Source organism: Pseudomonas sp. Irchel s3b2 (assembly GCF_900187445.1).
Classification (GTDB): Bacteria; Pseudomonadota; Gammaproteobacteria; order Pseudomonadales; family Pseudomonadaceae; genus Aquipseudomonas.
Window position 1 is genome coordinate 906,831 of sequence record NZ_FYEB01000001.1, and the last position, 14,022, is coordinate 920,852.

The 14,022-nt window shown below is 58.5% G+C and carries 12 protein-coding genes; 8 read left to right on the forward strand and 4 right to left on the reverse strand.

What is annotated here, in order from left to right:
* Positions 1 to 12 precede the first annotated feature (12 nt).
* The 3 genes from CKW20_RS04260 to gcl all read right to left on the reverse strand — a co-directional run bounded on the left by CKW20_RS04260 (position 13) and on the right by gcl (position 3,759).
* The gene (locus CKW20_RS04260; protein ID WP_007894261.1) at positions 13 to 903 is read right to left on the reverse strand and encodes a 2-hydroxy-3-oxopropionate reductase; all 891 of its coding nucleotides are present in this window, start codon (positions 901 to 903) and stop codon (positions 13 to 15) included.
* Positions 904 to 1,054: 151 nt separating this feature from the next.
* Positions 1,055 to 1,837, reverse strand: a complete 783-nt coding sequence (gene hyi / locus CKW20_RS04265) for a hydroxypyruvate isomerase (RefSeq protein WP_095051796.1) — start codon at positions 1,835 to 1,837, stop codon at positions 1,055 to 1,057.
* Positions 1,838 to 1,983: 146 nt separating this feature from the next.
* Positions 1,984 to 3,759, reverse strand: a complete 1,776-nt coding sequence (gene gcl, locus CKW20_RS04270) for a glyoxylate carboligase (protein WP_095051797.1) — start codon at positions 3,757 to 3,759, stop codon at positions 1,984 to 1,986.
* 266 nt (positions 3,760 to 4,025) lie between these two features.
* On the opposite strand from gcl, the gene CKW20_RS04275 reads away from it, so the two are divergent.
* The 5 genes from CKW20_RS04275 (at position 4,026) to CKW20_RS04295 (ending at position 9,006) form a co-directional block, all read left to right on the forward strand.
* Positions 4,026 to 4,466, forward strand: a complete 441-nt coding sequence (locus tag CKW20_RS04275; protein ID WP_095051798.1) for a heme-binding protein — start codon at positions 4,026 to 4,028, stop codon at positions 4,464 to 4,466.
* Positions 4,467 to 4,811: 345 nt separating this feature from the next.
* A complete protein-coding gene (gene kynB, locus CKW20_RS04280; protein ID WP_095051799.1) occupies positions 4,812 to 5,489 on the forward strand; it encodes an arylformamidase in 678 nt (225 codons plus the stop codon).
* A complete protein-coding gene (kynA, locus tag CKW20_RS04285; RefSeq protein WP_095051800.1) occupies positions 5,486 to 6,340 on the forward strand; it encodes a tryptophan 2,3-dioxygenase in 855 nt (284 codons plus the stop codon). Before kynB ends, kynA begins: the two co-directional genes overlap by 4 nt.
* Before the next feature lie 98 nt (positions 6,341 to 6,438).
* Complete coding sequence (locus CKW20_RS04290) at positions 6,439 to 7,842, forward strand: amino acid permease (protein ID WP_095051801.1); 1,404 nt, start codon at positions 6,439 to 6,441, stop codon at positions 7,840 to 7,842.
* 150 nt (positions 7,843 to 7,992) lie between these two features.
* The gene (locus CKW20_RS04295; protein WP_095051802.1) at positions 7,993 to 9,006 is read left to right on the forward strand and encodes a helix-turn-helix domain-containing protein; all 1,014 of its coding nucleotides are present in this window, start codon (positions 7,993 to 7,995) and stop codon (positions 9,004 to 9,006) included.
* A gap of 102 nt (positions 9,007 to 9,108) precedes the next feature.
* On the opposite strand, the gene CKW20_RS04300 is transcribed toward CKW20_RS04295, so the two are convergent.
* A complete protein-coding gene (locus CKW20_RS04300) occupies positions 9,109 to 9,582 on the reverse strand; it encodes an Lrp/AsnC family transcriptional regulator (protein WP_095051803.1) in 474 nt (157 codons plus the stop codon).
* A 211-nt stretch (positions 9,583 to 9,793) separates the two neighbouring features.
* Between CKW20_RS04300 and kynU the strand changes: the two genes are divergently transcribed.
* The 3 genes from kynU to CKW20_RS04315 all read left to right on the forward strand — a co-directional run bounded on the left by kynU (position 9,794) and on the right by CKW20_RS04315 (position 13,960).
* Positions 9,794 to 11,044 (forward strand): kynureninase, encoded by a 1,251-nt coding sequence (kynU, locus tag CKW20_RS04305; protein ID WP_095051804.1) that lies wholly within the window; start codon positions 9,794 to 9,796, stop codon positions 11,042 to 11,044.
* A 104-nt stretch (positions 11,045 to 11,148) separates the two neighbouring features.
* Complete coding sequence (locus CKW20_RS04310; protein ID WP_095051805.1) at positions 11,149 to 12,462, forward strand: OprD family porin; 1,314 nt, start codon at positions 11,149 to 11,151, stop codon at positions 12,460 to 12,462.
* A gap of 88 nt (positions 12,463 to 12,550) precedes the next feature.
* Positions 12,551 to 13,960, forward strand: coding sequence for an amino acid permease (locus CKW20_RS04315; protein WP_095051806.1), 1,410 nt, complete (start codon positions 12,551 to 12,553; stop codon positions 13,958 to 13,960).
* Positions 13,961 to 14,022 lie beyond the last annotated feature (62 nt).

Sequence of the window (14,022 nt, forward strand, 5' to 3'; positions counted from 1 at the left end):
ACGGGGCAGGTGTTATTTATCGCGAATCGAGAAATTCGCCATGTGTTCCAGGCCCTTGATCAGCGCCGAGTGGTCCCAGTTGCTGCCGCCGATGGCCGCGCAGGTGCTGAACACTTGCTGGGTATTGGCGGTGTTCGGCAGGTTGATGCCCAGTTCGCGAGCGCCGGCCAGGGCCAGGTTCAGGTCCTTCTGGTGCAGGCTGATGCGGAAACCAGGGTCGAAGGTGCCCTTGATCATGCGTTCGCCGTGAACTTCAAGAATCTTCGACGACGCGAAACCGCCCATCAGCGCTTCACGGACCTTGGCCGGATCGGCACCGTTTTTCGAGGCGAACAGCAGCGCTTCGGCCACGGCCTGGATGTTCAGGGCGACGATGATCTGGTTCGCCACTTTCGCGGTTTGACCGTCGCCGTTGCCACCGACCAGGGTGATGTTCTTGCCCATGGCCTGAAACAGCGGCAGGGCGCGTTCGAACGCATCGGCATCGCCACCGACCATGATGCTCAGGGTCGCAGCCTTGGCGCCGACTTCACCACCGGAAACCGGGGCGTCGAGGTATTGAGCGCCTTTCTCGTTGATCTTGGCAGCGAAGGCTTTGGTGGCGGTCGGCGAGATCGAGCTCATGTCGATCACGACTTTGCCCTTGCTCACGCCCGCTGCAACGCCGTCGGCGCGGAACAGCACGTCATCGACCTGCGGAGTATCCGGGACCATGACGATGATGAATTCGGCTTCCTGGGCCACTTCTTTCGGGTTCGCCAGCGCGATGGCACCAGCGGCGACCAAGTCGGCAGGGGCAGGGTCGTGGTGCGCCGACAGGAACAGGCTGTGACCGGCTTTCTGCAGGTTCAACGCCATTGGGTGGCCCATGATGCCGGTGCCGATAAATCCGATTTTAGCCATGAGAAAATCCTCTTGTTTTTATTGCTGCTTCAAGCAAATAGGGGACTGCTTTTGTAGGAGCCGGCTTGCCGGCGAAGAGGCCATCACATCCAGCCTCTTTGTTGGCAGTTACATTGCCTTCGCTGGCAAGCCAGCTCCTACAGGAGTTTCATTAGATTGCGTTATGGGTTTTCAACCAGCCCAGACCCGCCTCAGTGGTGGTCAGCGGCTTGTATTCGCAGCCAACCCAACCCTGATAACCGATGCGGTCCAGGTGTTCGAACAGGAAGCGGTAATTGATTTCACCGGTGCCCGGTTCGTTGCGCCCTGGGTTGTCGGCCAACTGGATGTGGTTGATCTCGCCCAGATGCGCAGCCATGGTTCGGGCCAGGTCGCCCTCCATGATTTGCATGTGATAGATGTCGTATTGCAGGAACAGATTGGCGCTGCCGACCTGTTCGCGAATCGACAGGGCTTGCGCCGTGTTGTTCAGGTAGAAGCCGGGGATATCACGGGTGTTGATCGCTTCCATCACCAGTTTGATGCCCGCCGCTTGCAGCTTCTCGGCCGCATACTTGAGGTTGGCGACGAAGGTCTTTTCCACGGTGGCATCGTCGACGCCTTGTGGACGAATACCGGCCAGACAGTTGATCTGGGTGTTGCCCAGCACGTTGGCGTAAGCGATGGCCAGATCGACACCGGCGCGGAATTCTTCGACCCGATCCGGCAGGCACGCGATACCGCGCTCGCCCTTGGCCCAGTCACCGGCCGGCAGGTTGAACAGCACCTGGGTCAAGCCATTGGCATCGAGCCTGGCCTTGATTTCGGCGGAGCTGAAATCGTAGGGAAACAGGTATTCGACACCACTGAAGCCGGCCTTGGCGGCAGCGTCGAAACGGGCAAGAAAATCCTGCTCGGTGAACAGCATGGACAGGTTGGCTGCGAAACGCGGCATGGTGGTCTCCCGTATATGTGTGAGGGCTGATCGTTCCCACGCTCTGCGTGGGAATGCCGCCCCGGACGCTCTGCGTCCAGCCGTTATGTGACGCGGAGCGTCACTGGATGCATTCCCACGCAGAGCGTGGGAACGATCAACGATCATCAATCGAGCAGCGAAATCGCCGTTGGCGCATCGTTGCCGACCAACGCCAGGTCTTCGAATTCGTTGACGGCGTTGATCTCGGTGCCCATGGAAATGTTGGTCACGCGCTCCAGAATGATTTCGACGATCACCGGCACCTTGAACTCCTCGATCAGCTCCTGGGCCTTGCGCAAGGCAGGCTGGATCTGATCCGGTTCGAACACCCGCAGTGCCTTGCAACCCAGGCCTTCGGCAACCGCTACGTGGTCAACCCCGTAACCATTGAGTTCCGGAGCATTGAGGTTGTCGAAGGACAGCTGCACGCAGTAGTCCATGTCGAAACCGCGTTGGGCCTGACGGATCAGCCCCAGGTACGAGTTGTTCACCACCACGTGGATGTACGGCAGCTTGAACTGCGCGCCCACCGCCAACTCTTCGATCATGAACTGGAAGTCGTAGTCGCCCGAGAGCGCCACCACCTTGCGGGTCGGATCAGCCTTGACCACGCCCAGTGCTGCCGGAATGGTCCAGCCCAACGGGCCGGCCTGGCCGCAGTTGATCCAGTGACGCGGTTTGTAGACGTGCAGGAACTGCGCGCCGGCAATCTGCGACAGACCGATGGTGCTGACGTAGCAAGTGTCCTTGCCGAACACTTGGTTCATCTCTTCGTAAACGCGTTGCGGCTTGACCGGCACGTTGTCGAAGTGAGTCTTGCGCTGCAGGCTGGCTTTACGCTGCTGGCAGTCTTGTAGCCAGGCGCTGCGGTTTTTCAGCTTGCCGGCGGCTTGCCATTCGCGAGCGACTTCGATGAACACGGTCAACGCGGCAGCGGCGTCGGACACGATGCCCAGGTCGGGGGTGAACACGCGGCCGATCTGGGTTGGTTCGATGTCGATGTGAATGAACTTGCGGCCTTCGGTGTAAACGTCGACCGAACCGGTGTGACGGTTAGCCCAACGGTTACCGACGCCCAGCACGACGTCGGACTTCAGCATCGTCGCGTTGCCGTAACGGTGCGAGGTTTGCAGACCGACCATACCGACCATCAGCGGGTGATCGTCCGGGATAGTGCCCCAGCCCATCAGGGTCGGGATTACCGGAATACCGGTCAGCTCGGCGAACTCCACCAACAACTCGCTGGCGTCGGCATTGATGATGCCGCCACCGGCCACCAACAGTGGGCGCTCAGCCTGGTCGAGCATGGCCAGGGCCTTCTCGATTTGCACGCGGTTAGCGGTGGGCTTGGCCAGCGGCAGCGGCTCATAGGCGTCGATGTCGAATTCGATTTCAGCCATCTGCACGTCGAAAGGCAGGTCGATCAGCACCGGGCCTGGGCGGCCGGAGCGCATTTCATAGAAGGCTTTCTGGAACGCGTAAGGCACCTGGCCCGGCTCCATAACGGTGGTCGACCACTTGGTGACCGGCTTGACTATGCTGGTGATATCGACGGCCTGAAAGTCTTCCTTGTGCATCCGGGCCCGCGGTGCTTGACCGGTGATGCACAGGATCGGGATCGAGTCGGCCGAGGCGCTGTAGAGCCCGGTGACCATGTCGGTGCCGGCCGGGCCGGACGTGCCAATGCACACGCCGATATTGCCGGCCTTGGTGCGGGTGTAGCCCTCGGCCATGTGCGAGGCGCCTTCAACGTGGCGAGCGAGGACGTGATCGATGCCACCGACCTTCTGCAAGGCGGAGTACAGCGGGTTGATCGCGGCGCCCGGGATGCCAAAAGCGGTGTCGACCCCTTCGCGGCGCATCACCAGAACGGCGGCTTCGATTGCTCTCATTTTGCTCATGGTTTTGTGCCTCTTACGTTTTGTAATTGTATACAAGTGGCTTTGCGCAGAGTGTATTCACGGCGGACGGCGCAGGTCAATCCATTTTCTCAAGCAGCTGTTTCATTCGTCGGAAGCCCAAGAAACCGTGGCTTTTCGTCGCGTGTGGCGCTTTTAGAAAATTATTGTATACAAAAAAATAACTCATTGTGTTCTATTTGTTGCATCGGATTGCGCAATAGAAAGCAATTCAACAGCTTTCCCAAAAACAAAATGAGGACGGCACCATGAGCGCTTTAACCTTGAACGTCGCAGTTAATCTGGCCAATCAGGCCCTCTCCGCAGGCCGTGCAATCTCTGCCGCGCCCTTGACCGTCGCCGTGCTGGATGCCGGCGGGCACTTGATAACGCTGCAACGCGAAGACGGCGCCAGCCTGCTGCGCCCGCAGATCGCCATCGGCAAAGCCTGGGGTGCGATTGCCCTGGGCAAGGGCTCACGCCTGCTGGCCCAGGATGCCCAACAACGCCCGGCTTTCTTCGCCGCGCTGAATAGCCTGGGGCAGGGCAGCGTCGTCCCGGTACCGGGCGGCGTGTTGATTCGAGATCAGGATGGGACTGTGTTGGGGGCTGTGGGCATCAGCGGGGATTTGTCTGATGTTGATGAGCAGTGTGCGATCAGGGCGATCGAGACGCAGGGGTTGAGGGCGGATGCGGGGGTGGCTGGTTGATCTTCGGCGTCTGATTTACCGCTTTCGCGGGCTTGCTCGCGAAAGCAATCTCCCAGACTCATCCAGCTAAAAGTCTGCGCCATTTCGCGCAGCCATTCGCGAACTACTTTCCTGCGCACTTTCGCCCAGGCTCCAGAAACGCAGCAGCCGGCATGCATTCGCGCAATGCCCTTGCGGATGAAAACAGCTTTTTAGCTGCCTGCTTTTCCCGTTGAAATTTTCATCCGTTAAATTCAAGATTTTTAGAATTTTGTGCGAAACATTTTGGCGTTGCCGAAGATTTTCGCAAGAATATTCGCAGGTATCACTCGTATCATTCTCTCGGAACAGGCCGAGAGTTTTGCAATGAAAACAACACTGTCGTGGTGGGATATCAGCCCGCCTTTGAGCACCGCTACACCTACCTGGCCGGGTGACACACCTTTTCAGGAAGAGCGCGTTTGGACGTTCGGACCAGAGTGTCCGGTGAATGTCGGGCGTATCACCCTGTCGCCTCACACGGGGGCCCATGTCGACGCGCCGCTGCATTACAGCGCTGATGGCGCGGCCATTGGCGAGGTGTCACTCGATGTCTATATGGGGCCTTGCCGTGTGCTGCATTGCCTGAACAGCGGTCGGCTGGTGCACCCCGAGCAGCTTGAAGGTCGCTTGCAAGACCTGCCTGAACGGGTGCTGCTGCGCACCTGGCGACAAGCGCCGTTGAGTTCCTGGGATCCGGATTTCACCGCAGTCGCCAAAGAAACCGTCGACCTGCTGGCGAGCCTCGGTGTGCGCTTGATCGGTATCGATACGCCGTCGCTGGATCCTCAGCAATCCAAAACCATGGATTCGCACAATGCCGTAGCCCGACATGGCATGGCCATCCTCGAGGGCATCGTGCTCGATGACGTCCCGGAAGGGGACTATGAATTGATCGCGCTGCCGCTGCGTTTTGCCCATCTGGACGCCAGTCCGGTCAGGGCAGTTTTGCGTCCACTGAATAATCCACTGAATAAACCGTCACTTGAGGAGCCGACTCAATGAGCCAATGCCCCTATTCACCTGCAAACCAGACGGAAGAATGGCATAACGCCGAGCTGAATTTTTCCGACTCCATGAGCTACGGCGACTACCTGGATCTGGGGCGCATTCTCAGCGCACAGCACCCGTTATCTCCGGACCATAACGAGATGCTGTTCATCATCCAGCATCAGACGTCAGAGCTGTGGATGAAGCTGATGCTGCACGAGCTAAAAGCCGCCCGTGAACACATTCGACTCGGAGAGTTGCCACCCGCTTTCAAGATGTTGGCGCGGGTCTCGCGGATTTTTGATCAGCTGGTGCATGCCTGGACGGTGTTGGCCACCATGACACCTACCGAGTACCACGCGATACGGCCTTTTCTGGGGCAATCATCGGGCTTCCAGTCGTTCCAGTACCGCGAGATCGAATTCATTCTGGGCAACAAAAGCGCGACCCTGTTGCGCCCCCATGCGCATCGGCCGGAACTGTTGCAGGCGCTTGAAAAAGCGATCGCCACACCGTCGCTGTATGACGAGGCGATTCGCTTGATGGTCCGCGTTGGCTTGACCATTGACCCACAGCGTTTCGAGCACGATCCGACCAGTCCGACGGCGCACGATGCGTCAGTCGAAGCAGCCTGGCGCGAGGTCTACACCGACCCTTCGCGTTATTGGGATCTCTATCAGTTGGCGGAGAAACTCATCGACCTTGAGGATTCGTTCCGTCAATGGCGCTTCCGGCATGTGACCACGGTCGAGCGGATCATCGGCTTTCAACCAGGGACCGGCGGCACAGAAGGTGTCGGTTATCTGCGCAAGATGCTCGATACCGTGCTGTTCCCGGAGTTGTGGCGGGTGCGCTCAACCCTCTAATTTATCGAGCGTAATGTCTGCACGCTTAAACCGCGCGGCAATTGAATAAATTGACGCATTCAAACCAGGCCTGACCATAACAATTAGAAGGTAGCCAGATGGCGGATGAAATCTTGCGGCAAGGCGAGCTCAAGCGAGGGCTGAAAAATCGTCATATTCAGCTGATCGCATTGGGCGGAGCGATAGGTACCGGGTTGTTTCTAGGCTCTGCCGGAGTACTCAAATCGGCCGGGCCGTCGATGATCCTCGGCTATGCGATTGCCGGGTTCATCGCCTTTCTGATCATGCGCCAGCTGGGCGAGATGATTGTCGAGGAACCGGTGGCCGGCTCCTTCAGTCATTTTGCCCACAAGTACTGGGGCGGCTATGCCGGCTTTCTGTCCGGCTGGAACTACTGGGTGCTGTATGTGCTGGTGGGCATGGCCGAGTTGACGGCTGTCGGCAAGTACGTGCAGTTCTGGTGGCCGGAAGTCCCCTCCTGGGTCAGCGCGGCGGTGTTCTTCGTCCTGGTCAATTTGATCAATATGATGAACGTCAAAGTCTTCGGCGAGATGGAGTTCTGGTTTGCAATCATCAAGGTCGTAGCGATCATTGGCATGATTGCCCTGGGCTGCTACATGTTGTTCAGCGGAACGGGCGGCCCGCAGGCCTCGGTCAGCAATCTGTGGAGTCACGGCGGCTTCTTTCCCAATGGCACCACCGGATTGCTGATGTCCATGGCGTTCATCATGTTCTCCTTCGGCGGTCTGGAGCTGGTCGGCATCACCGCCGCTGAAGCCAGCGAGCCGGGAAAAGTGATTCCCAAGGCGATTAACCAGGTGGTTTATCGCGTGCTGATCTTCTACGTCGGCGCACTCACCGTGTTGCTGTCGCTGTATCCGTGGGATCAACTGCTACAGACACTGGGCGCTTCGGGCGATGCCTATGGCGGCAGCCCGTTCGTGCAGATCTTCTCCTTGATCGGCAGCGACACCGCAGCGCACATCCTCAATTTCGTGGTGCTCACCGCGGCGCTCTCTGTCTATAACAGTGGCGTCTACTGCAACAGCCGCATGCTTTATGGCCTGGCCGAACAGGGCGACGCGCCCAAGGCGCTGATGAAACTGAACAAGCAGGGCGTGCCTCTACTGGCGCTGGGCGTATCTGCGTTGATTACCATGCTGTCCGTGCTGGTTAACTACCTCGCTCCGCATGAAGCGCTTGAATTGCTCTTTGCACTGGTGGTCGCATCGCTGATGATCAACTGGGCGATGATCAGCCTGACGCACCTGAAATTTCGCGAAGTCATGGGCCAGCAAGGCATCGTGCCGGGCTTCAAGGCGTTCTGGTTCCCCTACAGCAATTACCTGTGCCTGGCCTTCATGGCCATGATCATCTGCGTCATGCTGATGATTCCAGGGATACGCGCTTCAGTCTTCGCCATACCGGTGTGGGTGTTGATCATCTTCGGCTTTTACCGGATGCGTATGGCCAAGGATCGGGCCTTGCCGGTGGTTCAATAGCCTTCCCTCTGACAACAGCCCCGACATTCAATGAGTGACGGGGCTTTTTAAACGGATAAAGCAGCCGTTTTGTGGTGTGGAACTTGCTCTTTTCAAGCCTGATACGCGCCATCAGAGCGCGCTGAAGAATATTGCCGTGGGTGCGCCGTTATGAGTAGCAACGCTGATCCGCAGTTTCGCGACATTCGTATCGATCACTATGACCTCGAGGGTGCGAGAAACTGGATGTCTGGTATCTGCGGGCCGCACCGCCTCCAGACTTCGTCGCCCGAGCGGATCCGCTTTCATCACAGCGCCAATGTGTTCAAGTCGATGGCCACGACCTTGGGCACCCTCTCATATGGCACCGATGTCACCATCGATATCGAAGACGCCGAACACTTCAGCAGCTACAGCCTGAGTTTGCCGCTGGTGGGCGAGCAGGAGCTGAGCAAGAACGGCACCCTATCGAAATCCAACCGCGATCAAGGGGTGATCATTTCCCCGAATGAGAACCAGATGCTGGCGATCTCCGGCGACTGTCGCAAAGTCCAGGTGGTGGTCACCCGCGCCGCCATGAGCGAGTCGCTGGAAGGCATGCTGCAGCGACCGCTGGATACGCCGCTGCGTTTCGAGCCGGTGATGGATGCGGTGGACGGCGCGTCGGCCTCGTGGTGGCGCATGGCGCGTTATTTTATCGCGGAGCTGGAACGCAGCAACGAACTGTACGAACAGGTGGCCTTCACTCGGGATATCGAAAGCTCTTTGATCAAAGGCTTGATCCTCGCCCAGCCGAACAACTACTCCGAAGAATTGCGCAACGTGCTCGGCGTGAAACTGCCGCACTACCTGATCAGGGCCAAACAATACATTCACGACAATGCTCGCGAAGCCTTGCACCTGGAGGATATCGAGGTCGCGGCCGGGGTTTCGCGTTTCAAGCTGTGCGAGGCGTTCAAGAAGTACTTCGCCCTGTCGCCGATGGTCTATCTGAAAAAGTACCGGTTGAACGCTGTGCGCCAGGAAATCCTCGAACACGGCTCGGCGCGCAATATTTCCGCGATCGCCATGGGCTGGGGCTTTACCCATCTCGGACGTTTTTCCGCCGAATACCGCAAGTTGTTCGACGAGTCCCCCAGCATGACCTTGCAGCGTAACGAAGCCCGGCGCATGCGCGGGGTCTGAATATCCCGGCGTCCAGCGTTTCAGGACCGCTTCGCGCTCCAGCGGAAGCAAGCTCCCTTGCCACAATTCATCACCTGACCATCGATATCCATTAACTGGCGCTCACTTACGCACCACCAAATCAAGCAACGTCTCCCGCTCCTTGATTTTCTGCAACACGATTTCCGAGCGGATATCAGTCACTCCCGCCGTGCGGTTCAGTTGGTTGACGATGAAGTCGGAGAAGTGTTTGATGTTGCGCGCCTGGATCCGCAGCACATAGTTGCTCGCCCCGGTAATCACGTAGGCGGTGACCACTTCCGGCCACAACTGGACCTTCTTGATGAAGGTCTCGTGCCAGTCCTCGACGTCCTGTCGCAATGACACATGGACGATGGCTTCCAGTTCGACTCCCAGCTTTTCTGCATTCAGCATCGCGCGATAGCCGGTGATGATTCCTTCACTTTCCAGCAGGCGTAAACGGCGCAAACAGGCCGACGGCGACAGTGCGACCTTCTCTGCCATTTCGTGGTTGCTGATACGTCCGTCCTGTTGCAAGAGATGCAGGATCCGCAGGTCCGTCGAGTCGAGAGTCATGGTTAGAATAAATCCGCGATATTTGGAGTTGGATTCGAATTTTCTTCGAGATAAATACTATATGGCCGCTTACTTTGCACGAAAATTCTCTAAAGTTTCGTTCATTATCTCCTCACCGTTAAGGCGCAAATAACGCCTGAAAACACGACATTCACACCCGACTATCTCGATTTGCCCGGACGGCACTTCTTTCAAGAAAGCAGGACACCCAATGACTACAAGAAACGATTGTCTGGCGCTTGATGCGCAGGACGCTCTAGCCCCTCTGCGTCAGCAGTTTGCGCTCCCCGAAGGCGTGATCTATCTCGATGGCAACTCCCTGGGCGCGCGCCCGGTCGCAGCGCTGGCACGTGCTCAGGCAGTGATCGCCCAGGAGTGGGGCAATGGCCTGATCCGCAGTTGGAACAGCGCCGGCTGGCGCGACCTGCCTGAACGTCTGGGCAATCGACTGGCGGGGCTGATTGGCGCCGGTGACGGCGAAGTGGTGGTGACCGACACCACCTCGATCAACCTGTTCAAGGTGCTCAGCGCCGCCCTGCGCGTGCAGGCCACGCGGGCGCCGACGCGACGGGTAATCGTCACCGAGACCAGCAACTTCCCGACTGACCTGTATATCGCCGAAGGTCTGGCGGACATGCTGCAGCAGGGCTACACCCTGCGTCTGGTCGACAGCCCGCAAGAGTTGCCGCAAGCGATCGACCAGGACACCGCGGTGGTCATGCTCACCCACGTCAACTACAAGACCGGCTACATGCACGACATGCAGGCCTTGACCGCGCTGACCCACGAATGTGGCGCGCTGGCCATCTGGGACCTGGCGCATTCCGCCGGGGCGGTGCCGGTCGACCTGCATCAGGCGCGCGCCGACTACGCCATCGGTTGCACCTACAAGTACCTCAATGGTGGGCCGGGCTCGCAAGCTTTCGTCTGGGTCTCCCCTGAGCTGTGCGATCTGGTGGCGCAACCGCTGTCCGGCTGGTTCGGTCATTCGCGGCAGTTCGCCATGGAGTCGCATTACCAGCCGAGCAGCGGAATCGCCCGCTATTTGTGCGGCACCCAGCCCATTACTTCATTGGCGATGGTCGAGTGCGGTCTGGATATTTTCGCCCAGACCGACATGGCCAGCCTGCGCATCAAATCCCTTGCCCTGACTGACCTGTTCATCCAGTTGATCGAGCAGCGCTGCGCCGCTCATGAACTGACCCTGATCACCCCACGCGAACACGCCAGGCGTGGCAGCCATGTCAGCTTCGAGCATCCCGAAGGCTATGCGGTCATCCAGGCTTTGATCGCCCGTGGCGTCATCGGTGACTACCGCGAGCCGCGGATCATGCGCTTCGGCTTCACCCCGCTGTACACCCGCTTCACCGAGGTCTGGGATGCGGTGCAGATCCTCGGCGAGATTCTCGATCAGAAAACCTGGTCGCAGGAGCAGTTCCAGATCCGCCACAGCGTCACCTGATAAATCCGACGCCCTTGTCTTGCTGCTGAGGTTTCCCGGCAGCAGGGCTTCGGTCGCCTCCAATAAACAGTTCTGTGAAAACACAATAATAAGGAGCACGCAGAATGAAACTGTCCCTCTGGCCCGCCTTGCCGCTCGCCATCACCGGTTGTCTCGGCCAAGTGGCCTATGCCGCACCCGCCAATGGCTTTGTCGAAGACAGCAGCCTGACCCTGACCAACCGCAACTTCCTTTTCTACCGCAACAACCTCAACAACCCGGGCGGTCAGAACTATCGGGAGGAATGGGCTCACGGGATCATGCTCGATTACCGTTCCGGCTATACCCAGGGCACCGTGGGCTTCGGGATCGATGCCTATGCGCAGTTGGGTCTCAAACTCGACAGTGGCAGGGGCCGTACCGGCACCGGCTTATTGCCGGTCGATTCCAATGGACGCGCCGAGGATGAGTATTCCGAGGCCGGTGGCGCGCTCAAGGCGCGGATCTCGAACACCGAACTTAAATACGGCAACCTGACACCGCTCAACCCGGTGTTCGGCACCGGCTCGGCGCGACTGTTCACCACCTACGCCAATGGTTTCCAGCTGACTAGCAGCGAGTTGAAAGGACTGCGACTGGATGCCGGGCACTTCACCTCGGGCAATGACAGTGCGTCAACCAACGACGATGGCGCCCTCAAGGCGCTGTATGCCGGGGTCGAGACCCGCAGCGTCGATTATCTGGGCGGCAGTTATGCCCTGAGCGATCAATTGAGCGTCAGCCTGTACGGTTCGCAGTTCACCGATATCTGGCGGCAGTACTACGCCAACGCCAACTACAGCTATGCCCTGAACGACAATCAGTCGCTGAATCTGGACTTTAACCTCTATCGCACCAACGACTCTGGCCAGAGCCTGGCCGGCAAGATCGACAACACCACCTGGTCGCTGGCCGCCGCTTACAAGGTGGGTGCGCACCGCTTGACCCTGGCCTACCAACAGGTCGATGGCGATGAACCGTTCGATTATCTGGGTTTCGATCAGCAACCGGGCACCTCGATCTTTCTCGCCAACTCGATTCAGATCCTTGATTTCAACGCGCCCAACGAACGTTCCTGGCAGCTGCGTTATGACCTGGACATGGCGCCTTTCGGCGTGCCGGGCCTGAGCTTTATGTCGCGCTATGTAAGCGGTGACCATATCGACGACAGCGACTACGACGGTGGACCGAACGGCGCCTATGGCCGTTACGGCGATGACGGTAAGCGCTGGGAGCGCGACATCGAAGCGCGCTACGTCGTGCAATCCGGTACGGCCAAGGATCTGTCGATACGTGTGCGTCAGGCCAGTGTGCGTTCCACCGGCCAGGTCGCCCGGGCAGACACCACCGACAACAACGAAGTCCGGGTGATCATCGAGTATCCGCTGAGTATTTTCTGATCCATATCCTGCTGTGCGTGGCTGATCCCCACCGGTAATCCCAACGACTTGCTCTCTTCAAGAAAGACAATATTCAGAGGACAGAAAAATGACCGATAACACCGGTTTTGAAAGCATATCCAAGCGTGAGCAGGGCCTTAGACGCCAGCTCACCTCGGGTCAGATGAGCATGATCGCCATTGGCGGTGCGATTGGCACCGGGCTGTTCATGGGCAGTGCCTACGCCATTGGTTATGCCGGGCCGAGCGTGCTGCTCAGCTACGCGATTGGCGCGATCATCACGCTGCTGTTGATGGGCTGTCTGGCGGAAATGACCGTAGCCCATTCGACCTCCGGTTCATTCGGCGCCTATGCCGAATTCTATGTCAGCCCATTGGCCGGGTTCCTGGTGCGCTATGCCTATTGGGCGGCGATTGTGCTGGCGGTGGGCACGGAAGTGACGGCGGTGGCGATGTACATGAAGTACTGGTTCGCCAACGTGCCGGAATGGATATGGATTGTCTCGTTCTCGAGCATCCTGATCGTGCTCAACGCCATCAGTGTGAAGACCTTCGGCACCTTCGAGTACTGGTTCTCGACCATCAAGATCGGTGCGATTGTCGGCTTCATCATCCTCGCAGTGTATGTGGTGTACGGTTCCGGTAACCCGGATTACGGCGTGCACAACTACACGGCCCATGGCGGCTTCTTTCCCAATGGCCTGCAAGGGATGTGGATCGCGGTGATCGTTTCGATCTTCAGCTACCTGAGTGTGGAAATGATCGCGGTGGCCGCCGGTGAGGCGCAGGACCCGGAGCGGGCGGTGAAGAAGGCCTTTCGCGCGACCATCGTGCGACTGGTGGTGTTCTATCTGCTGACCCTGGCCCTGATGCTGGCGATTGTGCCGTGGGTCCAGGCCGGTCAAGCGCAGAGCCCGTTCGTCACCGTCATGCAGACTATCGGTATTCCTGGCGCAACCGGCGTGATGAACTTCGTGATCCTGATTGCGGCGTTGTCGGCGATGAACAGTCAGCTCTACATCACCACGCGCATGATGTTCAGCCTGTCCCGCGGCGGTTATGCACCCAAGTCAATGGGAGTGTTGAGCAAGACCGGGATCCCGCTGAATGCCCTGTTGCTGTCGAGTTCGGGCATTGCCCTGGCGACGTTGCTCAACGTGGTGTACCCGGAAAGCTCTTTCACCTTGATGATGGCGATCTCCATGTTCGGCGCCATCTTCACCTGGTTCATGATCTTCCTGACCCACTACTGTTTCCGTCGCTACCACGAGCGCAACGGCGAACGGAAACTGTCCTTCCGCATGCGCCTGTTCCCGTACACCACGCTGTTGGGGCTGGTGCTGATGGGCGCGGTGATGATCACCACCTACTTCACCGATGCCTTCAAAATGACCCTGGTATTCGGTGTGCCTTTTCTGCTGATTCTCACGATTGTCTACTGGATATTCTTCAGAAAACCCAGGGCAACCGTGGCGTTGAATCCGCTGCCGAAGGTTTAGAGGAAGGAAACATGCAATCCCGACCGGCAGTTTTCATAGACTGCCGAACGGGCTTGCTCGCG